This is a genomic window from Pseudomonas sp. FW305-28, assembly GCF_017351395.1.
Classification (GTDB): Bacteria; Pseudomonadota; Gammaproteobacteria; order Pseudomonadales; family Pseudomonadaceae; genus Aquipseudomonas; species Aquipseudomonas fluorescens_AA.
This window is the reverse complement of sequence record NZ_JACNDD010000116.1, coordinates 1-20833: the sequence shown is the minus strand read 5'-3', so window position 1 is coordinate 20833 and position 20833 is coordinate 1. Positions and strand designations below refer to the sequence as shown.

Sequence of the window (20833 nt, the reverse complement as noted above, 5' to 3'; positions counted from 1 at the left end):
TTGGGAATGGGCTTGATGTAGGTGAAGAGACTGCCAAGTTGTAAGACATACAGCTCGGATGCTTACGACGATGGCAACGTCCTACATATGATTGGGAATCCCCTTCGCTATCAATCCCTTGCGTATTTTTTACGGCGGCGACTATAGTCTTGGCGTCGCCCAAATGGTGGCCGGGTTTGGCGACCCGCAGTGGGCAAAACTATCCAGTGGAGCTTACTTATGAACCAATACATGGGCCTGACCAGCAACGCCGACGACCAACCCCTCTACGTCGATACCACCGCCCCGCTACACATCCTGCTCGACTCAGCTGCCTACCGAATCCGTGCCGCGACCCAATTCCTGGAGAACCTGGCGATGCGTGATGAACTGACCATCGATCCCGCGACCTTGCAAGATCTGGCACAGCTTTGCTGCATCCCGCTACGTGATGGGTGTGACGTGATGGATGTGATTGCACGACGATTGGATGCGGCACCGGCAGGCTCCCCGCTATAAGCCTGTCCGCCGACAACCTGTGGCGAGGGAGCTTGCTCCCGCTGGGCTGCGCAGCGGCCCCATTTCATGAGCGCTTCGCACTCAAGCGGGAGCAAGCGCCCTCGCCACGGATGCATCGTCGACCTGAACTACTCGACAATCCCGTTATAAACAACAGTCACACCGCCCTCCTTCTTGACCATGAGCTTGTTCCCTTCCGCCATGGCCTCGACCAACTCAGAACATCCCTCCACTTCACGCTTGCCATCAACCCGCTCGGCCTGGGTGTCGAAACTGAATACATAAGTGGACGCAGGGCAAGCATTGCCGCCCTCGCCCGTGGAAACCACCAGCACATACTTGCTCGGGCCAAACGTGTAAGCCTTTTCAATCGTCACATAACCGGTGTACTCGGCCTGCTCGACAATGGATTCCATGACGTTCATCACACCCGCCCGCGATTGATAATTCAGCGCAGTTGCCATCGCCTCAGTCTGAGTCGTGAAAGGTCCGGCACGCTCGGTATTGACGGGCAGCGGTTGATAGGCAACGCCCGGCGGCGCGGGAGGTGCGGCTTGAGTCTTGGCGGTGGTTTTTGCAACAGGGCTTCGCTGGAGTTGAGGGCTGTCGCATTGGCCGTTTTTGCAGATGAAATCGCCTTGGCAATCGATGTCTTCCGAGCACGAGTTCGTTTCTTCGAAGGTGCTCTGGTCGGCCTTGGCGTAACCGACGATGGCCAGTGTCAGGAGGGTGCAGGCGAGCAAACGCTTCATCGGTGAAGTCCTTTTCTTGGATGGTGGTTGGATGATAATTGCAAAACATTCCGGGATTGTCTCTGTCGCCTCCGTTTTCCAGTGTCCGGTGGTCCCACTTTGGTTTACAGACTAGCCTTCCAAATGCCCGCACAAGGACGAACCATGGCTGACCGCAAACAACTCCACCAAGACGGCTACATTCTGCTCCGTCGAGCGATCCCGAACGAGTGGCTGGCTGACTTGCGTAGCGTGTTCGATGCAGGCGTGCGACCGTCGGATCAATGGCCAGTGCCCCGTGGCATGGACTGGCGCTATTCGATGCTGGACGATGATTCGAGGATTCAAGCCGTGTGTCGTCTACCCCAGCTACTGGCGGTGGCAGGTGAGTTGATCGGCGAACAATTCTTCCTCTCCCAAGTGGAAGGCCGCGAACCCCTTGCCGGTGGCGGCCAGCAACCACTGCACCGCGATCTGTCGGCCCAACGACCAGGCGACATCGCCATCGCCCTGGCATTCTTCGACGATTACGGCCCCGAGAACGGCGCGACACGGATCGTCCCCGGCAGCCATCGCCCCGAGCCGGGCGCCCCACCCTTCGACTTCAATGACGAGTCACGCGCTGTACAGCTTTCAGGCAGTGCCGGTGACATCCTGGTGTTCGATGTGGACCTGGTGCACGCGGGCAGCCTGAACGCGATCGGCGCACGCCGTCGCTCCATCCTGATCAGCTATTTCGCGGAATCGCTCTACGCGTCACACCTGGAAACCGTGGCGCTGCGCAATATTCGCATGGACACCCGCGATCGATTCGCCCCCTCGGCGTTTACTTTCGAGGGCTAGTTTTTTGGGTCGATGAAAGTTGTGCGCAACGGTTCGAATCTGAGCTTTAATGCCCGGGCTTTTTGAGAACCCCATTCGTCTGATCAAGGAAGAAACGACATTGAAAACAGCTTTCGGCGCCCTGTTGTTGGCCTGCCTGACAACGACCGCATTGGCTGACGAAGCCCCCATCGGTTTTCAATCTTCCAACCTGCCGGATCCACACAATGGCCGCGCACTGGAGATGGTGGTCTGGTACCCGAGCGCAACCACCACGGCCCCGCAACTGATCGCCGATAATGCGGTGTTTGTCGGCGCGTCCGCCGTGCGTAACGCGCCGCCAACTGCGGGCGAACATCCATTGGTGGTGCTCTCCCACGGCTACAGGGGTAACTGGAGCAACCAGATTTGGTTGGCCAGCGCCTTGGCCCAGAAGGGTTACATCGTCGCCGCCATCAACCACCCCGGCAGCACCACCCATGACCGTAGCCCCCAAGCAGCGGCGCAGTTATGGCAGCGCCCTGTCGACCTGCGCCGGGCCATCGATGCGGTCACGACTCACCCTGAAAAATTTGGCCAGGTCGCCAATGATCGAATTGCAGCCGTGGGCCATTCCCTCGGCGGCTGGACCGCCCTGGAGATCGCCGGCGCTCGCTTCGACCCAGAGCGCTTCACCCAGGACTGCAAAGCCCATTCGCAGTTATCCAGCTGCACGGTTTACGAACAGATGAACCCCGCCAGCACCTCAGAAGCAAAGACCGAACTGGCCGCCGATTGGCGCGATAAACGTGTTACTGCGGTGGTGACATTGGACCTGGGCCTTTCGCGGGGTCTGACCGATAAAAGCCTGGCCGCACTGCCGGTCCCCGCCTTGGTGATCGCGGCCGGTGTACCGTCGCAAGAGCTTCCCGCTGAGTTGGAATCTGCCAACCTGGCCAAGCGCCTGCCCCCAGCGTCAAGCCGTTACGTCGAGATCAGCGATGCGAGCCATTTCAGCTTCATGTCGATGTGTAAGCCTGGTGCGCAGGAAATGCTTGAGGAGGAAGTGCCAGGGGATGGGATCATTTGTCGCGATGGTGATGGGGGTCGTGCTCGGGGGGTGATTCAGCAGCAGGTTGCATCGCTGATCGCAGAGTTTTTGGCGCAGTCATCGGGTTATGAAGAAGGTCGTTTGTAATCGAGTGGTGCTGACTTGAAGCGGTTCGACGAGACGCCGGAACAGCCATTTTGCACCCATACAATTTTTGCCCCTTAAAGACCTATACAAAAGAAAAAGAAGGTGTACGATATATCGCCAATGGCTATATGCCATTATTTATTACTCTGCAATAGTGCCCCGTAGAAACTCAAAAATTTCAGGGATGAGCTTGGAAATTGAATATAAAATACGAGAAACGACTGGTTGCATTTATTGATGTGCTTGGCTTTAAAAATCTTGTCTATGCCTCATCAACAGCCTCGATAGATACTTATTACAGCTTCATCCTCTCCAACTTCCACTCCGCAGTGACTAAGCGAAACTTTGATTTCTTACTGATAAGTGATTCGATTGTTATTTACTGCGACGAGTCATCTGAAAATCTCCTTGAGCTGATGAAATTATCAAGCTTACTGCAGTCGGGACTGCTCGCCAAAGGTATTCCTGTTCGAGGAGCAATCTCACACGGCGACCTTTTTGTTGATAAGGCCAACAATATAATTGTTGGCGCAGGCTTGATTAATGCCTACACTCTTGAAGCTGCAGCAAAATACCCCAGGATAATTATTGATCGCTCACTTATCTTGAAGTACTACGGCTCTATGACCGGTGCGCTTGCCGAGTGTGTGGTATCAGGGCTTCCACACTTGTCGAATGTTTCTCATAATGGCGGAGTGGTGGATTATCCATATTTGAATTACGGTAGAATTTTATCTACCTCCATGAGCAACAGACCGTTCGAAGGCGCTCTAAACTTGCTAAAAACCAATTTTTATAAAAATGAAAATACTGAAAAATATGAATGGCTAAGACACTATCTTATTTGGGCTTTCGATGAGCAGAAAAAGCATCTGGAAGACAAGCTTGAGCTTAATCATAATGAGCGCTCACGTTTGAGAAGAGTTTCAAAATATATCGACTCGTTTGAATCTCTCTGATCCAGATAGGCGTCTATAAAATATGATTATTAAGCTACATTCAACTTGGTTAGGGTTTTGCGCCCAACATGGTTTTTAGCTGTTGGATGGCCCCTTCTGGCCTTTTCTGTTGAAAAAGTAGACCTCCTGTCTGGCCTGCGACGAAATTGGGTCATCGGCCAGTTGGAGGATTCGCAGCATGACGGGACAATTGTCGAGCGGACAAGAGGGGTGGCTTTACTCGTAAACATTGAAGATTACATCCCAGCCTGTCACCTGCTGCGCAACATTCAATCGTTGCCTCGATCTGAGTGATCTGCGCCATTACCTCGCCGATTTCTATAGCCCGATTGATCCTGAACTGATGATTCACCTGCTGATCGTGGGTTACTGCTACGGTATTCGCTCCGAACGCAGGTTGTGCGAAGAGGCTCACTTGAACCTGGCGTATCGCTGCTTCCGTCGAATCGGCCGACGGCTTCCGGTCGCGGCGGCTAGTCATTGGCCGAGAGCTGTCAGATAGATTGTCTCCATTGATGCCGCAAGCCTTACCTGTGACTTAAGCCATTGGGTCAACGCGGCAGGATCGTTGACGAACAGCCCGTTACTTGTGGATAAGTCAGGCAAACCAGTGTCAGTTTATTCTTCGGTTCAAATCCGTGATCAATCATGCAGCGTTGGGCTTTGGCAGTGCTTCCAATGCTTGCGACCTCTAGATTCGACCCCAGTGGTTTGGCATAGCCGCATGCGTACATTACCGGCAGGGCTTCACTATCATTGGCTACCTGGACTGAGAAATGCTTGGCCGATTCTGTTGAAAAAATCAGCCATGGTTTGCGCATCAGGAAAGCACGCGCCCCAGATTGAATCTTTACTTTTGGCGGAGGCTTCCGGACTTAAATTTCACGTAGCAGCGTGAAAAAAGGCATTTTCACCAGTCAATGATCAGGTAGTTTGGGCAGACCGACTTTTTCATGCTCCATTTTTCATAGGCGTCACGGTATGTCTCTTCCCCAATAGTTTCCGACTTAACTATCCTACGCCTCCACCCCAAAACGGATTCGCCAAGATGTATCTGCGTTCAAGCGTGTTATGCCTATGCCTTTTCAGCACCCTGAGCCAGGCCGCTGTCAACTGTTCTGCCCTGGCGGAAAAGATCTCCGGCACCGTGCCTGAGTTTCATCCGTCGGTGCAAGGCAAGGTCATTGGCACCGGACGCCTGCATTTTCACGAAGCGCCGGATGAAGCCTGTGCCAATAAAAAGACTTTCGTAATACCCGGCGACTCTCTCACCGTTTACGCCAGCCTTGAAGACGAATCATGGCTGGAAGTGAACTTCATCGCCAAGAGTGGCGACGACTACACAGGTTGGGTAAAGGCGGACCGGGTCGAGATTGGTGTACCTTACGGAGCGCCACCGGACGATGCCGACGAGGCGCCAGCGGGCGATGCCCAGTAATTCAAAATGGGTGTGCCCTTTTTCATTTTTGAAGCGCAGGAGAAACAATGACGGACTCGCCAGAAGGGAGTGCGCTGTTGCCGGCCAGCACACACGGCGACCTCGACGTGGCTGATGCTACGGGTTTCGCTGCCTGGGCTCGCGTCTGGGCGGAGCTTGGCGTCGGATGTGCGTCACAAGAGACGTACGAAGCACTCATTCGACGCTACGGCGAGCCGCATCGTGCTTACCACACCCTCCAGCATCTGCAGGAATGCCTTCAGGTGCGCCGGTTCGTCAACGCGGCCTGCCCGGCCCCCGCCGAAGTCGACCTCGCGCTATGGTTCCATGATGCGATCTACGACCCTCTTCGCAGCGACAACGAGCTGCGCAGTGCCCAATGGTTGGATGATGTGGCACGTGATAACGGCCTGGGCGATGAAACGCGACGCAGGCTTTACGAGCTGGTGATGGTGACGCGACACGACGCTGCTCCGGCGTCGGCAGACGAAGCGGTGCTGGTGGACACGGATCTGGCAATTCTTGGGGCATCGTTCGAGCGGTTCGAGGAATACGACCAACAAATTCGCCGCGAGTACCAGTTTGTGCCGCTGTCTGTGTACCGCCAAAAGCGCCGCCAGGTCCTTGAAGGTTTTCTGGCACGGGGGCGCATTTATACGACTGCACCGTACTTCGACGCATTCGAGCAGCAGGCGCGGGCCAATCTTGCACGCGCCATCGACCGTCTCGACTGAAGACTGGCGTCATTCGGCAAATCGGCTTTCAGCCATCGGATCAGGCTTCAGATCAGTCGATCCACAACCCTCGCATTCCACAACTCCCGATACCGCTCCCGCCACCCCGGACTTCCCTTATCCAGCCACTCCAACGTCGCCTCAATACTTTCAGGGCTGATGATGAAGTGATTGATATGTTCCTCGATCCGCTCTTGCGATAGATGCAGCGCGTCCAAGTAACCATTGAAAGAATCCGCCAGCACCACATACTCATCGCCCTGCTGACGGCGCCCGGTCCAGGCCGGTAAGCCCGCCACCATCGCCGCCACGTCCTGGCGCCCTTCACGCAAATCCAGCAGCAAGATACTCGCGCCGCCGTCACGCCCGATCGGCAACAATCCCGTCGCGGGGAAGCCGGGCTGAGCCCGCAGTTGCTCCAGTTCGAAGGGGTTGGATTCATACTCTTTGTCCGGATCCAGCCCGTACAGTGAAAAGCTGAGCAACTCCTCATCGCCATTGGCGAGCGTGGCCAGCACATCGTATTCCACGTAGGCGCCGTTGCAGGTCTTGAGGAACTGGCGATAGTCGTCTGGCAAGCGGGCACCCAGACTGGCTTCCAGTTGCGCGATGGCAAGGTCGGTGGCGCCTTCACGGGTGTCTTCGAGGATGAGTCCACGGTAGTCAGTCATTGATGTCTCGAAAGGGTATGGGATGGGACGCGGTATCAATCGATCTTACAAAAAAAGCGACCGTTCACTCGGGTTGGTGTGAGGCCGCCCCTCCCGGCCTCACACCACACTCGCCCGATGCAGACTGCTCATATGCCCAACGCCCGCCGCCTTCAACCGGCTCACCAGATCCTCCCTAGCCGCTCGCCCACCGGAACGGACGTACTCCAGTTCCGCAGCCGTGATCAATACCACCGGCACCAACCTGACCGGGGACAAGGGCATGTCATCCAGTTGGGTAGGGAAATCCGGCGCCGGGGCGCCGAGCAGAACGCCGGTGGAGTCGTCATCGGTCACGAAGAGTTTGGGCAGTTGATCGCTCATGTGGTGCGATTGGCTCAGCCCGGGAAGTTCAAGGGATAGCGCCCCGTGCTGGTCGAGTTGGTGGGTGATGCCGCCCGCGTCGGCCACCGTTTTGGCGACGTGTTCCACCAGCTCGAATGCCCAGCTGCGTTTGAAAGGGTCGACCTCTCCCGCCGGGCCATAAGCGTGCTCGGGGATATCCGCAGTTTCGACGAACAATTCCATTTCGAAGCCGTTGCCCATTCCTTCCGTATCATCGAATGGATCGGACAGGCCTTCGGTGGCGAGAATGATCGCGTCGCCCCGGCGAACCACGCGGTAGGCCTGGCGGGTCGAAGGCCAGTACGGGCCGCCGGAAAAAGTCGGACTGATCAGGTAGGAAAGAACATCCTGCTCGACCGTACCGACAGCGCTCCAATGACGATCCAGGCACGCTGCGCCGGCTTCCCGGACGGCCAGATTGGCTGCTTCAGCCTCGGTCAGGTCGCCAGGCTCGTGGGACTGCGGCGCAGGCTGGTCGTTTTGGGTTTCAGGGGTTTTCGATGAACCGAAGAGCTTCTTGAAGAAATTCATGGGCGTTCCTATCCGAAAATTGCAGTTGATGTAGGCTCAGTCACTACGCTTGGATCGATTTCAAAAGGATGAATATGACGTTGACGGTCGAAAGTTTGGTGAGCATAGCAATGACCAACCCAATCAACGCACAAATCACCGCGCGCTTGCCTTCACTCGGTTTGAATCAATGCATGCTCACCGCTGGCTGCCTGTTCCAAGCCGTCTGGAATCATCAGTCGCAGCGGCCACCCGCTTGGGGCGTGAAGGATTACGATGTTTTTTACTTCGACCCCGACCTGTCCTGGGAGGCCGAGAATGAAGTGATCAGCGCCGCCCAGCGTCTCTTCCAGGACCTCGACGTCAACATCGAGATCAAGAACCAGGCGCGCGTCCACCTTTGGTACGGTCAGCGGTTTGGCAAGCCCTACCCTCAGCTTCAGTCGGCCAAGGATGGCATTGATCGTTACTTGATTGCGGGTACGTGTATTGGGCTGGATGTCGATACCGGTGAGGTCTATGCGCCCTATGGACTGGACGACATAGAGCAAGGCGTTCTTCGCATGAATCCAAGAAATCCCCAGCCGGACTTGTTCGATGAGAAGGCGAAAAGTTATCAGGCTCGCTGGCCGTGGCTCAGCATCATGGAGAAATGATGCAACCGCCATAATCCTGTGGCGAGGGAGCTTGCTCCCGCTGGGTGGCGAAGCCGCCCCAAAACGTTCTTCCAGACAAACGGCATCGACCGGTCTACGACGGCTACGCCGCCGAGCGGGAGCAAGCTCCCTCGCCACGGAGTGCGGTCTTTAAGGCGATGTATGTAACTTGCTGCCGCCTTCGCGAGCAAGCTCGCTCCCACAGGAGATTGGCGGTGGGTAACGGTTCTGTGGAGTTCATCCTATCCACTCAACCTTGACTCATCGTCCCCGAAAAACTCGCCTCCACCGGCCCGATGAGAAAGACCGCGCCCAGGCCATCCCATTGCACCGTTACGCTGCCGCCATCACATTCAACCTCGACGGTACTGTCCAACAAACCACGACGAATCCCATTGACAACCGCACCGCACGAACAGGACCCCGACCCCAGCGCAATACCCGCCCCGCGCTCCCAGATGCGCAACCGAATATGCGTGCGATCAATGATCTGGACAAAATGAACGTTGGTCTTGAGCGGGAACAGCGCGTTGGTTTCGATGGTCGGGCCGATCGTCGCGATATCAACGCCAGCCAGGTCATCGACAAAATAGGTGCAGTGGGGATTTCCCATGCTGCAGGCGGCTGGACTGCCAGCAAGTCGCAAGGCAGCGGTGTCCAGTTCTTGCGCCAAGGGAATGTCCGACCAGCCGAAAAGCGGCACGCCCATGTCGACGGAAATGCCGCCGGTTGGCGTACGTTCGCAAGTAAGCAAACCACGGTTAGTGCGCAGCACCAGCGAAGTCACATGTGCTTCGCGCATGAGCAGGTCCGCCGCACCTCGTGTCGCGCTGCCGCAAACATCCAGTGCAGAACCATCTGCGTTCCAGAACATCACCCGCGCGTCGGCATCGTCGCAATCGAGCAACACCGCGAGTTGGTTGAAGCCTATGCCCCGGTTCCGATCCCCCATCCGATGGGCCATGGCACTCGTCACCGCACTGGCCGAATTTCGCGAATCGACAATCACGAAGTCATCGCCATTGGCATGCATCTTGTGAAAGCTCAGTTGCATGCAAACGCCCTGCTGGAGATAGAAATGGAATTACCGTCAGGGTCTTTGGCGTTGGCAAAAGAGTAACCGTCCGCCCTGTGCGTCGCGCCAAACTTCAGGCCCTGGGCCAGGCACTTTGCCTTGAAACCTTCTACATCCTGGAGATCAAAGACAAGCTTTACGGTGACTTGCCCCGTTTTAACGGCCTTCCCCGCAGGGTGAACCATCAGGATCGCGCCACCGTTTGCAGGGCTCAATTCGGTGACGCGGTCATCGACTTTTCTTTCACTGGTAAAACCGAAGTGACGCTCATAAAAATCGCAGGTCGCTTGAACGTCCCGGACATACAGCATGATTCGATTGAGTGACGGTTGCATGGGTTCTTCCTTGATCATTGTGAGTGTTGCGCTTGCCCATATGCCTTGGTCATGACCGCCCAGGTCTTGGCGTCGGCAGGAATCAGATGCTCGATACGCAATGAACTCATGGTGATGTCGAACGGCATGCCGAAGGTTGTGAACGTTGACATGAACGTCAGCTCACCCTGGGGAGAGTCGACTCGTGTCAGCAACAACGGAGGCAGTTCGTTCGCCAGCGCCGCAGCGCTGCGTGGGGCCGGCAGGCTCTTCAGAATCTCAGCCAACGCGGGATTGTTCAAGGCTTCCCGAGATGCCCGTTGCCAGGCCACTACTCTTATTTCCTCGGCGTTGCTCAAACGATCGCCCAAGCCGCCGGGTTGCAGCAGTGTCACCAAGAGGTTGAGTCCCTCTGCCGCTTCCCTGGCAAGCCCAACCAGATCGAACAAGACACCCGCGCTGGCATTCGCGGCAAGGATGTCCCATTGAGCATTCAGAACAATCGCCGGGGCGGGGTTATTGGCGTGAAGTACATGGTCAATGGCATCACGTACCACTTCCATTGACGACGACGTGAGCGGCGTCGTTTCGTAGCGAGGGGCGTAACCACTGGCCAGGAAGATGTCATTGCATCGCTCCAAAGGTACATCCAGGGCAGTCAATAAGTTATGCAGAGTGCCGGGGCTTGGCTTGGCGCGCCCCGTCTCGATGCAACTAAGGTGACGCTGGGAGATGCCAGTGATCAGTGCGCAGTCCAACTGACTCAGTCCAGCCTGTTGGCGCAAGTGACGCAGTTGAGCACCGGCCGAGGTTGGCGGCGTCGTTCGAGAAAAAGGTCGACTGGTCATCCGTTGACTCTGGCATTGCGGGTGAGCGGCGTCGATGACCTCTGAGGTCATTGAAACCATGACGGTCAAATCACTAGCCTATCTCCACTGATCAATGAACTTGTCCAAGGAGGCAAAGTGAAGAAACCTTACATCGCACTTGTCACGCTGCTGCTTTTTTCCGTGTACACAGCGATTACTTTGTTTCTCGCCGAGCAATCGCTCCTGGCGTTCGGCATCGGGCTCATGTCTCGCCCAGACACCGCACAGGTCGTCATCGACCTTTACCTACTCGCTTGCATGGCGTGCATCTGGATGTACCGGGACACACGTTCTAAAGGCAAGTCGCTCACATCGCTGCTGCCTTACTTCCTGATCACGGCCATCTTCGTATCAATCGGTCCACTGTTGTACATCGTCGTTAACGGATTTGGACGCCAGTCGCCGGAGACAGGTATTCCCGATTACCCAGCTCCTTAAAGCGTCCCCCATCATGCGCATGCCTCCAGGCACGCCAGCACTTCAAACCGCGGGATCATAACCGCAGAAGACGATTGCAGCTCAAGGCCAATCAACAATCACTGCTTTCGGATCGCCCTGGCGCATCTGGGCCAGCTCAGCATCCGCCTTGGCTTGCGTCGCGTGGCAGAACTCGAAGGCGTTCTGGGTCTTGCCGGTCGGCCCCTTGGCCTCGGCCATGCACATCACCGCACCCGGCGCACAAACAGCGCTGTTAAGTTTGAAATCCCCCCAAACGCCAGGTTGTTCCTGCTTCACCTTGGCGATGTAGTTTTTGAGCGAGGGCTGCATGTCGCTCGCGGCTCCGGCGATCAACTTGACCGGGCTGACGCTAGCGCCGTAAGTGTGCTGGGTGGACAGTACGGCAGTGCAATACAGTGCATCGGCCGGAACCGCAGCAGCTACGCCGTTCGCCATCACCGTCGGCGTCATCGATACTTGAGTTCCGCCGGGCCCGACCAGAACCGGCACGATGCTGAACGCGTTGTTTCGCCATACCTTCAGGTTCACCCGCGAGCCAATTGGCGCTTTTGCAACGGCCACCCTGAAATCGATTGAATCGGCGATAAGCCCGTTATCCACTGCCACGATCACGTCTTGAGGCAAGATCCCGGCCTGTTGCGCACCGCTCCCCGGAACGGTTGACAACACCACAACCCCAGCTGGGGGAGCTGACAGGGCCATGGCCCGCTTCGGATCGATGGTGTCGATGCTGGCGCCGATCCGGCCACGAGGTAAATTGGCGGGCTGGCAAGCTTTTTCCAGCCATACCTGGCTGGCCGCTTCTTTTCGAGCCGTGGCGACCTGCTTCATGATCGGCTCGGCGCTCGCCTGGTACATCGGCACTTCGCTGAGGGACATTTCGATGTACTCACAGGACTTGGAGCGATACCGGTCGGGCGTTTCCCGGGTCACCAGTTTTTGCAGGTCAATGGGCGGCAGGCCTTGGGGCGCGGCAATGGTGGAGGTTGCGGGAGAGACGCTGGCAGAGTCCGCTGTCGCGACCGAGGAGACCACATAGGCGCCGGCCGCCAGGCCTACGGCACTGGTCATTACGCTGGTGTCCACTCCCCCCATGGGAAGCAGCATCGCACCGACTACCGCCGCCTCACCGAGGCCGCCATCAGAGGCACAGCCAGCCAAGGCAGTGAGCGAAAGTACAACGGCGAGCCTGGTGCTTGATTTGAAGGCAGGAGCAGACATTTCGCTTCTCGGTGATGGATTCGAATGGATCGTGGCGCATCATGGCAAAGTGCCTTTAAGTTGTATATCGAATGCACGTTCGCCCGGATGCCGCCCGTCTCAATCACCACGGCAACGAAGTGCTTGGTTTGAGGTTGGACAGGATGATGGCCAAATAGTACCTTGCCTGGACCCGCCTGAACGCCACGACCCCAGAGAAGCCCATGTCGACAAAATGCCTTACCGCAATACTGGTGCTCTCCCCGCTCCTGGCGTCTTGCGTCAACCCCATGTACAGCGCCGCCGAGCGAGCCGAAACAGCGGAATACCTGCGCAAGGTCAGAGACCCGGCGACCTACTACGCCATGGATTGTGAGACGTTCCTGGCAACCAAACGGGGTTGGGAACAATACCCCAACATGGCCGCCGACCCCGTTAACCTCGTGATCCAACAGGTCGCCACACAACGCGACTGTTCAGCCGGCAGCGCTCCTGTGCCCAGCGCGGCTGCGGTGGCCCCGACATCCGTGACGCCGGCGGCAATGCCCGTTCCCGTGTCCAATCAGTCGGGGTCCTTGGGCCTGCACATCACCCCTGTTACACCGACGGTGGCTCGGCAATTCGGCTTAGCCGCTGTCAGTGGCGTCTTGGTCTTGGGACCCGTACCCGGAAGTGGCGCTGAAAAGGCAGGCATGTTGGCCGGCGATATCGTTTTGCAAATTGCCGGGACTTCGGTCAATAGCCCAGCCGAGCTGACCGCTGTCGCCAGCCGTATTCGACCTGGTTTCGCGGCGCCGCTGAAAGTGTGGCGTTATCGGGCTCCCATCGATGTGCTGGTGGAAGTAGGCGACTCATCGGGCATGGCGCCCTCGGTAGCCTCTGCGCCTGCGGCAGTCGTCGCGCCGACGCCGAGCCTCCCCCTGGCCGCCCCCGTGACATCGCCAGCGAGCAATAGCGCGACAAATACTTCGTTCTGTTTTGCCCTGTTCGAGGCCAGGCAAGTCCAGGGGCTGAGCGACTATCCGTCAAGGGGCCTTATCACTCCCGTCTGGCAAGGCCCGGCACTGAGCGGCACACCGGCTCGTCTTGCCATGCCGGAGTTCCAGGCATTCACTCGGGCCCAAGGCTACGATGTGAAAATGCAACCGATGTTCTGCCAACCCATCGGCGCCAGCGAGCAGTGCCAGGCGCTAGGGTCGGAGAGCTTCATGCTGACCACTCGCAGCTTTACCGCGATGGTCAATTGCACTGAAACCTTGCAGGGCGTAGAAACAACCCGCGGTCTACTGCTCAAACAGTGGCCTCATCTGCAGACCACCGCGTGGCGTCCTTTGGCGGGTCAATAATGGCTATCTCTCAAGCCAATCTTCCCGCGTCATTTCCCAGATTTCCTTAGGTAACGTCCCACAAACGAAGTCCCCCTGCTGCGTCGCAATCATGCGCATGCCTTCATGTTCCGAAACTTTACGTGAAGCCAGGTTGCCCACCGCCTTGGGCACTTGCATGACGGGGCGGCCCAGGGTTTCAAACCAATGGGCGTTGATCGCCTCGCACGCTTCGCGCATGTAGCCTTTTCCCTGCCATTGCGGCGCCAGCCAGAAACCCCGGTTGTTGCCAGGCTGGTCGTACAGGCTGATGCTGCCGATGCTCTGTGGCGGATCGTCGGCCATCCGGATCATCCAGTGCCACTCGCATCCGGCGGCGACAGCGGGGAGCGCGTGGTCGCGTACGTATGTCAGCGCACCGTCATCCGGGTAAGGCCAGGGCACGCGACTGTCCAGGTAACGGACCACTTCCCAGTGTGGGAACAACCGTTGAATCACCGGTGCGTCCGTCAGCTCAAGGGGTGTGAGGATCAGACGGCGGGTTTGGAATGTGGGGATGGTTTGCATCATGAAAGTCCTTTTCAAACATCATGGTGTCCTTGAAAAACAACCCACTCCAGCGTTGTCCTCAATCCAGACGGCGACACAGATAGGCTTGGGTTTGATAAGGGAAATCAATAGTTTCACGCCCCCTCAAGGAGGGATGCGTGTCGATAAGATGCTGCAACTGATCACTCACCTTGGCCTTTTCGGCGGCAGGCAAGGCGGCGATGAAACTCACCGACAGGAAGCGGTCCATGATGACTTCCCTGGCGCTTCCTGAATGTGTGTATCGAAAGCAGGTCAATTCAGGAGTCGAAAAGTAGTTTCCTGTGAAGGGTAACTGCCACGACCCGGTATGAAAACGCGGAGTATCGCCTTCGTATGGAGTGATGATATCAGTGATAGCAGCCACCCAGTCCTCCGACTCATCACGTACGTTCCAGATCAGGCCCAATCGGCCATTCGCCCTGAGCACTCGGTAAATCTCGGCAAGCGCTTTTTCATTTGCAAACCAGTGGAAGGCTTGGGCACACACCACTGCTTGTGCCATTCCAGATTCGAACGGGATACTGTCTGCCGTCCCCTCCACAATCCTGACGTCCGGCAGGCTTTGGGCAAACTCGGCACGCATGGCCTCAACCGGTTCGACTGCAATGACATCGAGCGCCATGGACTTCAACAATCGAGTGAATTTTCCTGTGCCGGCCCCTAGATCGATAACTGCCGATCCCGGAAGAAGATCCAATTCTTGTTCAAGCCAGGCACTCAGTTCACTTGGGTAGTTCGGGCGCCCCTTGGCATAGGTGTGGGCTTGCGATGAGAATCCAATCTGGGCGGCCTTTTGAATGTTTGCCATGAGCCACGATCCTCATTGTGAATGTTGCATTAGCTGGGCTGCCCCTGGATGGAAGGGGAGAATTATTGCCTAGCCGTTTTCCGGATCTTCAACTGTCTTTCTGCGGCCTTTCGAAACCACCACTTTGTATGCACCGGTACGAGCCTCTTTAACCGAATGTGCGGTCAAAGGGTCGCTACGAAAGCGGTAATGAGCTGAGGTTTTCTTGGCGGGAGGGCGAACGGTTTGGATAGGCGTCGCCTTTGCCGAGGCTGGCGGCAAGAAAGCACTCGGCTCCATCGCAAAGCGCTCTGCCAGTGCGTACGCCATCTTGTGACTGATGGGCCGATCCCCACTGAGCACCTTGGACACCGCTGTTTTATCACCTATTTCAGGGAGCTCTGAACCGGTGAGTCCGAGCGCCTCCATCAAATCCCTGATCAGTTGCACAGGGATGCAGGTCGCCTCAAAAGCGGCATTCGATTGGCGAAACTGGTCGGAGTCGCGCTGGTAGGCCAGGATTTCATCCTCGAGTTCAACGAGAATTTTCTCCTCGGTCTTGCTCAGTTCGCGCCCATCGGTGAGTTCATCGAGCAAGTCAGTCGCACGCTCATAGTCGGCGTGGGTCTCGATGCCATGCACAAACTCGCCGCGCAAGCGCTCTAGCACCGCATGCAACTCACCAAGCGTTGCGATCACGGTCTGGAAATCGTTCCGGTCTGCGCTCATCGTTTTACCCCTTTGTTTCTTGCATACCAGGCGTTGGCCACGTCGTAATCAGCATGCGTGTAGATGTGTTTGACGTAGAACTTCTGCCGGGTGTAGTTGACCCCCGCTATCACCCTGAGATTATTTGCGCCTACGTCGATCACAACCCAATTCATTGCGGCTCGGGGCTTGAACAAATCGACACCGTGCGTACCGAAAAGCTTTTGCAGGTCCGCGAACGCCTTGGGGCGAGCCATCTTCAAAATGCGCAGGCAACGATCAAGTCCAGCCTTGTCGTTCGGGTACAAAATTGCAGCGTCGTCAAAACGTGATGGCGTGAGTATATCCATAGGCTTCCTTGTCTTTGAGCCAATGGCACTCTGGTTGTGTTTTTTAACAACTGCGATGTGTTGGCGGCAGCGGGACTCATACTGTGGCAAGTAGGCGATTTGGCCGGCAGCATTGGGCCAAATGGGTGATCACCTACACATCCGGAGACAAAATCATGAACCCAGACCATCACACCACCCGGGACCTTAGCTCCGCTTGCGCCTCAACACAGCAAGTTCACTCAACTTGACCATCTCGCAACCGCCTTGAAGCTCCACACCTCACCCCGTCACACACCCCTGCGGCACCTTCCCGGCAAAACTGTCCACCAGACTCGCCACCACCATCTCCCCCATCCGCGTGCGGGTCTGCAACGTCGCACTCGCCCGGTGTGGTTGCAGCACCACCTGCTCATTGCCAAACAACGCCTCGGGCACGTGCGGCTCATCGACAAACACATCCAGCGCCGCACCGGCGATTTCCCCGGCGGTCAGCGCCGCCACCAGGTCGGGCTCGTTGACCAGTTTGCCGCGGGCCACGTTGATCAGGTAACCGCCCTGGCCCAAGGCGCGCAGCACCTCGGCATCGATGATGGCTTCAGCCTTGTCGGCGGCCGCCGCGAGGATCAGGGCATCGCTGTCGCGAGCCAGTTGCTTGAGGTCGGCGACGAAGGTGTGGTTCACGTCGCTCATTGGTTGCAGATCGGTATAGCTGATCGGACAACCGAACGCCGCGGCGCGGGTTGCCACGGCGCGACCGACCCGGCCCATGCCGACGATGCCGATGCGCATGCCGGACACCTGCCGGGCCAATGGCAACGGAGCCAGTGGCGTCGGGCTCTGGGGCCATTGGCCGGAGCGCACGTAGCGGTCACCGGTGCACAGCCCTCGGCACACGGCAATCAATAGGCCGATCGCCAGGTCGGCGACATCTTCGGTCAGCGCGCCGATGGTGGCGGTCACGCGGATTCCACGATCCCTGGCGTAGGCCAGGTCCACCGCATCGGTGCCCACGCCGTTGACCGCCACCACTTCCAGTTGGGGCAGTTGCGCCATGAGCGCCTGGCTGATGCCCGTATGCCCACCAGTGATCACACCGCGAATGTTGGCGCCGTGTTCTTGTAGATAGGCTTGTTTGTCAGCCTGTTCGAAATAGCGCCGTACCGTGAACAGCTCGTTGAGCCGGGTATTGATTTCAGGGATCAGGATCGGGCTGAGCTGCAAGACTTCTGGCTTCATGTAGACCTCGTAACGGAATAGGAAAAAACTGATTCAAGCGTAATCAGGTGTGCTCGCCACGCATGCACACCCTCAAAAATGAACAGCGCCCAGGCTCAACCGCGACCGGCAAACGGCATGGCCGTGGCCATGACGGTCATGTTCAAGACGTTGGCCGACAACGGCAGGCCTGCGATGTAGCGCACCGCGTCGGCCACATGCTTGACGTCCACCATCGGCTCCACCGCGATGCTGCCGTTGGCCTGACGCACGCCCTTGGTCATGCGCACGGACATTTCGGTGAGGGCGTTGCCGATGTCGATCTGGCTGCAGGCGATGTTGTATTCGCGTCCGTCCAGGGCCAGGGATTTGGTCAGCCCCAGCACCGCGTGTTTACTGGCGGTGTAGGCGCTGCTGAATGGCCGCGGGGTGTGGGCCGAAATCGAACCGTTGTTGATGATCCGCCCACCCTGGGGCTGTTGCCGGCGCATCAGGCCGAAGGCACCACGGGCGCACAGGAAAACGCCGTTGAGGTTGGTGTCGATCACGTTTCGCCACTGCTCGAACGTGAGTTCATCCAGCGGCACGGCAGGCGCATTGACGCCGGCGTTGTTGAACACGACGTCCAGGCGTCCGTAGGCCTCGGCGATGGCGGCAAACAGTGCATCGACACTGGCCGGATCGCGCACATCGGTGGGCACCGCCAGGGCTTCGCGCCCCTCGCAGGCCGCCAACTCGACCAATGTCTGCAAGGGCTCGGGGCGGCGCCCGGCCAGCACCAGCGTGTAGCCGTCTGCCATCAGGCCCAGGGCCACCGCGCGGCCAATCCCGCTGCCGGCGCCAGTCACCAGAGCCACTTTCAATGTGTTGGACATGTGGATTCTCCCTTCTCGAATTCAGTCAGATGAACGCGGACCGACGCGCATTTCCAGTTCGCCGATGCCATCGATGCCGGCCGTGATGACATCCCCCGGCTGCAGCACATCGACGCCTGCCGGGCTGCCGGTCATGATCAGGTCGCCAGCCCGCAGCGCTACCGATTGGGAAATGCGGGCGATCACTTCACTGACCGACCAGATCTGGCTGTCGAGGCTGTCGCGCTGGCGCTCTTGACCGTTTACGTTCAGCCACAACTCGCCTTCGGGGTGCCCCGCCCGCGACACCGGCACGATGGCCGTCATCGGCGCGGCGCCGTCAAACACCTTGGCACCCTCCCACGGCAAACCGTTGCCCTTGGCCAGGCGCTGGACATCACGCCGGGTCAGATCCAAACCTGCCGCGTAGCCCCACACATAGGCCAGCGCCTGGCTCTCAGGGATGTTGGCGCCGCCCTCCCCGATGGCCACGACCAATTCGATTTCGTGAGCGAACTCCTCAGTCACCGATGGAAACGTCACGTCGCCGGTCGCCTCCACCACGCAACTGGCAGGTTTCATGAAAAACACGGGTGGGACTCGGGATTCACCCTGGGTATCGGGCCAAGGGTAGTTGCGACCGACGCAAAAGACCCGGCCGACGGGAAAACGCTGCGGAGTGCCGACAACCGGCAGGGTCACTGGCAGGTCCGGGGTAAAGACATACTCGGGCATATTCATCCTGGTAAAAGTCCTGATGGAAGCGTCAGCGTACGGCGGCAATCCCTGGCTAAGTTGGAGGAATGCCGCCTCGTGTTGGAGAAAAACAGCTTTTTTCCGGGCTCAGCGCACCTTGAGTTCAATGCGATACAAACGGCCAAGCAGCAACGAATAGGACAAGGTGCCAATCAGCGCCACACCGCCGATGAACCAGAAGGCCAAGGCAAATGAGCCGGTCTTGTGGACAATCGCGCCAATCACGATGGGGGTGACAATCCCGCCGATGTTGGCCGCCAGGCTGGTGATCCCGCCGGTCAGCCCGATCAGCTCCTTGGGCGCCACTTCCGACACCGCCGCCCACGAGGACGAAGCGATGCCCTGGGCAAAGAAGGCAATCGTCAGCACAGCGATGCAGATCACGTTCGAATCGGTGAAATTCACCAGCACGATGGACATGCCCAGCATCGACCCGACCACCAGCGGCAACTTGCGGGCAAAGGACAGCGAATAACCGCGGCGTATCAGCAGATCGGAGACGATCCCGGCGAGCAGGATCCCCACTGTCGCGCCCACGAACGGCAGCACGGCGAAGATCCCGGCCTTGATCATGGTCAGTTGACGCTCTTCGATCAGGTACGTGGGGAACCAGGTGAGAAAGAAGTACAGCGCCGAGGTGCTGGCGAACTTACCGATGCAAATCGCCCAGACCTGCCGATAGCTGAACAGCTCGGCGATCTGCCGCCAGTTGAACCGGGTGCGCTCTTGGCTGCTCTTGACCAGCCCGCCCCCGGCTTCGATGTACTTGAGTTCTTCCTTGCTGACTTTCTTGCAATTCATCGGGTCGCGATACAGGAACAGCCAAGCCACACCGAAAACGATGCCGAGCGCACCGGTGCTGTAGAACACATGGCGCCAGTCGTAGGTAGTCGCCAGCCACAGCAGCGCACCGGTAAACAGCGCCGTGCCCAGGTACTGGCCGCAGACGTAAATACTGCTGGCGAGACCCCGCTCGCGCGCCGGGAACCACACCGTGACCGCCCGGCTGTTGGCCGGAAACGCCGGCGCTTCCATCGCACCGACGGCCAGGCGCAGACCGAACAACGAAGCGAAGCCCGTGGCAAAGCCCTGGCACACCGTGACGGTCGACCAACTGATCAGCGACACCCCGTAGGTGAACCGGGAACCGAAGCGATCGGCGATGAACCCGGCGGGTACCAGTGCAATGGCGTAGGTCCAGGCAAACGCGGAAAAAATCAGGCCCATTTCGATCTTGTCCAGGCCCAGGTCCTTGGCAAGGAAGGGTGCGGCAATCGAAATATTCACTCGATCGATGTAGTTGATGATCGTCGCGATCAGCAGCAACGACAGCATGAACCAACGCCGGCGCGACGGCAGGCGCTCAGGCACCACGGCGTCCCGGGCGCTGGCAATTTGGGAGGTGTGGGAGTTCGACATGGTGGACCTCATTATTGTTAGAAGCGTCGAAATGTTTACGAGCAGCCGAAATCAATGCCCTCGATGCCGGGGCAGAACAATCGCTACAGGAATGAGAGGCGCGAACAGCCGGTGTCAGGTGTTCAGAGAGGCCTTGCAACAGGATCTGTCGCAGGAGCGGTCGGGAGGGTCAGCGTGAAACAGGAACAGGCTCATGATGTGCGCACCTTTTGATTGTTTTTGGATGGAGGGTCGGGTTGCGTGATCCAACAGTGGTCGTACAACCATTCAAAATCAACTGAGGTGTTAGATCATTTTTCCCGGTTGAAACCGTGCCCAAGAAACCTGTCCAAAAAAACAAGATCGCTGA

26 protein-coding genes and 1 pseudogene are annotated in these 20833 nt (G+C 57.9%); 10 read left to right on the top strand and 17 right to left on the bottom strand.

Going from position 1 to position 20833, the window contains the following annotated elements; all coding sequences use genetic code 11:
• Positions 1-219: 219 nt before the first annotated feature.
• On the top strand, positions 220-498 hold the full coding sequence (locus J4E53_RS22765) for a short-chain dehydrogenase (protein WP_072343936.1): 279 nt from the start codon (positions 220-222) through the stop codon (positions 496-498).
• Between the two features lie 128 nt (positions 499-626).
• Here the strand turns inward: J4E53_RS22765 and J4E53_RS22760 are convergent, their stop codons facing one another.
• Positions 627-1250, bottom strand: a complete 624-nt coding sequence (locus J4E53_RS22760) for a hypothetical protein (protein ID WP_103311071.1) — start codon at positions 1248-1250, stop codon at positions 627-629.
• A gap of 144 nt (positions 1251-1394) precedes the next feature.
• Here J4E53_RS22760 and J4E53_RS22755 point away from each other — a divergent pair, with 144 nt between their 5' ends.
• The 4 genes and pseudogenes from J4E53_RS22755 to J4E53_RS22740 all read left to right on the top strand — a co-directional run.
• Entirely contained in the window at positions 1395-2072 is a 678-nt protein-coding gene (locus J4E53_RS22755; protein ID WP_103311072.1) for a phytanoyl-CoA dioxygenase family protein, read from the top strand.
• A gap of 100 nt (positions 2073-2172) precedes the next feature.
• Positions 2173-3228: an alpha/beta fold hydrolase gene (locus tag J4E53_RS22750; RefSeq protein ID WP_103311082.1), complete on the top strand. Its 1056-nt coding sequence runs from the start codon at positions 2173-2175 to the stop codon at positions 3226-3228.
• Positions 3229-3425: 197 nt separating this feature from the next.
• Entirely contained in the window at positions 3426-4187 is a 762-nt protein-coding gene (locus J4E53_RS22745) for a hypothetical protein (protein WP_103311074.1), read from the top strand.
• A gap of 178 nt (positions 4188-4365) precedes the next feature.
• Positions 4366-4638 (top strand): annotated as a pseudogene (locus J4E53_RS22740) (transposase); the annotation flags it as partial.
• A 100-nt stretch (positions 4639-4738) separates the two neighbouring features.
• Here J4E53_RS22740 and J4E53_RS22735 read toward each other — a convergent pair.
• Positions 4739-5008 carry a hypothetical protein gene (locus J4E53_RS22735; RefSeq protein ID WP_256587273.1) on the bottom strand — a complete coding sequence of 90 codons (270 nt, stop codon included), beginning with the start codon at positions 5006-5008 and terminating at the stop codon, positions 4739-4741.
• A 227-nt stretch (positions 5009-5235) separates the two neighbouring features.
• Here J4E53_RS22735 and J4E53_RS22730 point away from each other — a divergent pair, with 227 nt between their 5' ends.
• Positions 5236-5625: a hypothetical protein gene (locus tag J4E53_RS22730; protein WP_103311075.1), complete on the top strand. Its 390-nt coding sequence runs from the start codon at positions 5236-5238 to the stop codon at positions 5623-5625.
• 47 nt (positions 5626-5672) lie between these two features.
• Positions 5673-6359, top strand: coding sequence for a hypothetical protein (locus J4E53_RS22725; RefSeq protein WP_103311077.1), 687 nt, complete (start codon positions 5673-5675; stop codon positions 6357-6359).
• Positions 6360-6406: 47 nt separating this feature from the next.
• On the opposite strand, the gene J4E53_RS22720 is transcribed toward J4E53_RS22725, so the two are convergent.
• Both J4E53_RS22720 and J4E53_RS22715 read right to left on the bottom strand, forming a co-directional pair.
• Positions 6407-7030 (bottom strand): SMI1/KNR4 family protein, encoded by a 624-nt coding sequence (locus tag J4E53_RS22720; RefSeq protein WP_092474861.1) that lies wholly within the window; start codon positions 7028-7030, stop codon positions 6407-6409.
• Between the two features lie 99 nt (positions 7031-7129).
• Entirely contained in the window at positions 7130-7945 is an 816-nt protein-coding gene (locus tag J4E53_RS22715) for a suppressor of fused domain protein (protein ID WP_103311078.1), read from the bottom strand.
• 74 nt (positions 7946-8019) lie between these two features.
• Here J4E53_RS22715 and J4E53_RS22710 point away from each other — a divergent pair, with 74 nt between their 5' ends.
• Positions 8020-8580, top strand: coding sequence for a nucleotidyltransferase family protein (locus tag J4E53_RS22710; protein WP_103311080.1), 561 nt, complete (start codon positions 8020-8022; stop codon positions 8578-8580).
• A gap of 250 nt (positions 8581-8830) precedes the next feature.
• On the opposite strand, the gene dapF is transcribed toward J4E53_RS22710, so the two are convergent.
• From dapF to J4E53_RS22695, 3 genes are read right to left on the bottom strand one after another with little or no spacing between them, the layout of a single operon-like run.
• A complete protein-coding gene (dapF, locus tag J4E53_RS22705; RefSeq protein WP_207268191.1) occupies positions 8831-9634 on the bottom strand; it encodes a diaminopimelate epimerase in 804 nt (267 codons plus the stop codon).
• Positions 9625-9990 (bottom strand): VOC family protein, encoded by a 366-nt coding sequence (locus J4E53_RS22700; protein ID WP_060741326.1) that lies wholly within the window; start codon positions 9988-9990, stop codon positions 9625-9627. The genes dapF and J4E53_RS22700 overlap by 10 nt, the downstream gene beginning before the upstream one ends.
• Before the next feature lie 14 nt (positions 9991-10004).
• Positions 10005-10817: a helix-turn-helix domain-containing protein gene (locus J4E53_RS22695; RefSeq protein ID WP_092255953.1), complete on the bottom strand. Its 813-nt coding sequence runs from the start codon at positions 10815-10817 to the stop codon at positions 10005-10007.
• Positions 10818-10934: 117 nt separating this feature from the next.
• On the opposite strand from J4E53_RS22695, the gene J4E53_RS22690 reads away from it, so the two are divergent.
• Positions 10935-11276 (top strand): DUF2834 domain-containing protein, encoded by a 342-nt coding sequence (locus tag J4E53_RS22690; RefSeq protein WP_103310971.1) that lies wholly within the window; start codon positions 10935-10937, stop codon positions 11274-11276.
• 81 nt (positions 11277-11357) lie between these two features.
• On the opposite strand, the gene J4E53_RS22685 is transcribed toward J4E53_RS22690, so the two are convergent.
• Positions 11358-12518, bottom strand: a complete 1161-nt coding sequence (locus tag J4E53_RS22685) for a PDZ domain-containing protein (protein WP_060741324.1) — start codon at positions 12516-12518, stop codon at positions 11358-11360.
• A gap of 269 nt (positions 12519-12787) precedes the next feature.
• Between J4E53_RS22685 and J4E53_RS22680 the strand changes: the two genes are divergently transcribed.
• On the top strand, positions 12788-13843 hold the full coding sequence (locus tag J4E53_RS22680; protein ID WP_158249667.1) for a S1C family serine protease: 1056 nt from the start codon (positions 12788-12790) through the stop codon (positions 13841-13843).
• 3 nt (positions 13844-13846) lie between these two features.
• On the opposite strand, the gene J4E53_RS22675 is transcribed toward J4E53_RS22680, so the two are convergent.
• The 9 genes from J4E53_RS22675 to J4E53_RS22635 form a co-directional block, all read right to left on the bottom strand.
• Positions 13847-14389, bottom strand: coding sequence for a GNAT family N-acetyltransferase (locus J4E53_RS22675; protein ID WP_103310967.1), 543 nt, complete (start codon positions 14387-14389; stop codon positions 13847-13849).
• A gap of 61 nt (positions 14390-14450) precedes the next feature.
• On the bottom strand, positions 14451-15221 hold the full coding sequence (locus J4E53_RS22670; RefSeq protein WP_060741321.1) for a class I SAM-dependent methyltransferase: 771 nt from the start codon (positions 15219-15221) through the stop codon (positions 14451-14453).
• A 69-nt stretch (positions 15222-15290) separates the two neighbouring features.
• A complete protein-coding gene (locus J4E53_RS22665; protein ID WP_103310965.1) occupies positions 15291-15929 on the bottom strand; it encodes a type II toxin-antitoxin system HigA family antitoxin in 639 nt (212 codons plus the stop codon).
• Positions 15926-16258, bottom strand: coding sequence for a type II toxin-antitoxin system HigB family toxin (locus J4E53_RS22660; RefSeq protein WP_060741319.1), 333 nt, complete (start codon positions 16256-16258; stop codon positions 15926-15928). Before J4E53_RS22660 ends, J4E53_RS22665 begins: the two co-directional genes overlap by 4 nt.
• A 261-nt stretch (positions 16259-16519) precedes the next feature.
• Positions 16520-17476: a 2-hydroxyacid dehydrogenase gene (locus tag J4E53_RS22655; protein ID WP_060741318.1), complete on the bottom strand. Its 957-nt coding sequence runs from the start codon at positions 17474-17476 to the stop codon at positions 16520-16522.
• Positions 17477-17571: 95 nt separating this feature from the next.
• Positions 17572-18330 carry an SDR family oxidoreductase gene (locus J4E53_RS22650; RefSeq protein WP_103310963.1) on the bottom strand — a complete coding sequence of 253 codons (759 nt, stop codon included), beginning with the start codon at positions 18328-18330 and terminating at the stop codon, positions 17572-17574.
• Positions 18331-18351: 21 nt separating this feature from the next.
• Positions 18352-19050 carry a fumarylacetoacetate hydrolase family protein gene (locus J4E53_RS22645; protein ID WP_103310962.1) on the bottom strand — a complete coding sequence of 233 codons (699 nt, stop codon included), beginning with the start codon at positions 19048-19050 and terminating at the stop codon, positions 18352-18354.
• Between the two features lie 102 nt (positions 19051-19152).
• On the bottom strand, positions 19153-20484 hold the full coding sequence (locus J4E53_RS22640; RefSeq protein ID WP_103310960.1) for an MFS transporter: 1332 nt from the start codon (positions 20482-20484) through the stop codon (positions 19153-19155).
• Positions 20485-20653: 169 nt separating this feature from the next.
• Positions 20654-20833 (bottom strand): hypothetical protein (locus tag J4E53_RS22635; protein WP_207268190.1); only part of this gene is annotated, 180 nt, incomplete at its 5' end.

Coding starts and splice junctions, on each gene's coding strand:
- J4E53_RS22765 (WP_072343936.1), top strand. CDS start 220: ATGAACCAATACATGGGCCTGACCAGCAACGCCGACGACCAACCCCTC.
- J4E53_RS22760 (WP_103311071.1), bottom strand. CDS start 1,250: ATGAAGCGTTTGCTCGCCTGCACCCTCCTGACACTGGCCATCGTCGGT.
- J4E53_RS22755 (WP_103311072.1), top strand. CDS start 1,395: ATGGCTGACCGCAAACAACTCCACCAAGACGGCTACATTCTGCTCCGT.
- J4E53_RS22735 (WP_256587273.1), bottom strand. CDS start 5,008: ATGCGCAAACCATGGCTGATTTTTTCAACAGAATCGGCCAAGCATTTC.
- J4E53_RS22730 (WP_103311075.1), top strand. CDS start 5,236: ATGTATCTGCGTTCAAGCGTGTTATGCCTATGCCTTTTCAGCACCCTG.
- J4E53_RS22725 (WP_103311077.1), top strand. CDS start 5,673: ATGACGGACTCGCCAGAAGGGAGTGCGCTGTTGCCGGCCAGCACACAC.
- J4E53_RS22720 (WP_092474861.1), bottom strand. CDS start 7,030: ATGACTGACTACCGTGGACTCATCCTCGAAGACACCCGTGAAGGCGCC.
- J4E53_RS22715 (WP_103311078.1), bottom strand. CDS start 7,945: ATGAATTTCTTCAAGAAGCTCTTCGGTTCATCGAAAACCCCTGAAACC.
- J4E53_RS22710 (WP_103311080.1), top strand. CDS start 8,020: ATGACGTTGACGGTCGAAAGTTTGGTGAGCATAGCAATGACCAACCCA.
- dapF (WP_207268191.1), bottom strand. CDS start 9,634: ATGCAACTGAGCTTTCACAAGATGCATGCCAATGGCGATGACTTCGTG.
- J4E53_RS22700 (WP_060741326.1), bottom strand. CDS start 9,990: ATGCAACCGTCACTCAATCGAATCATGCTGTATGTCCGGGACGTTCAA.
- J4E53_RS22695 (WP_092255953.1), bottom strand. CDS start 10,817: ATGACCAGTCGACCTTTTTCTCGAACGACGCCGCCAACCTCGGCCGGT.
- J4E53_RS22685 (WP_060741324.1), bottom strand. CDS start 12,518: ATGTCTGCTCCTGCCTTCAAATCAAGCACCAGGCTCGCCGTTGTACTT.
- J4E53_RS22680 (WP_158249667.1), top strand. CDS start 12,788: ATGTACAGCGCCGCCGAGCGAGCCGAAACAGCGGAATACCTGCGCAAG.
- J4E53_RS22675 (WP_103310967.1), bottom strand. CDS start 14,389: ATGCAAACCATCCCCACATTCCAAACCCGCCGTCTGATCCTCACACCC.
- J4E53_RS22670 (WP_060741321.1), bottom strand. CDS start 15,221: ATGGCAAACATTCAAAAGGCCGCCCAGATTGGATTCTCATCGCAAGCC.
- J4E53_RS22665 (WP_103310965.1), bottom strand. CDS start 15,929: ATGAGCGCAGACCGGAACGATTTCCAGACCGTGATCGCAACGCTTGGT.
- J4E53_RS22660 (WP_060741319.1), bottom strand. CDS start 16,258: ATGGATATACTCACGCCATCACGTTTTGACGACGCTGCAATTTTGTAC.
- J4E53_RS22655 (WP_060741318.1), bottom strand. CDS start 17,476: ATGAAGCCAGAAGTCTTGCAGCTCAGCCCGATCCTGATCCCTGAAATC.
- J4E53_RS22650 (WP_103310963.1), bottom strand. CDS start 18,330: ATGTCCAACACATTGAAAGTGGCTCTGGTGACTGGCGCCGGCAGCGGG.
- J4E53_RS22645 (WP_103310962.1), bottom strand. CDS start 19,050: ATGAATATGCCCGAGTATGTCTTTACCCCGGACCTGCCAGTGACCCTG.
- J4E53_RS22640 (WP_103310960.1), bottom strand. CDS start 20,484: ATGTCGAACTCCCACACCTCCCAAATTGCCAGCGCCCGGGACGCCGTG.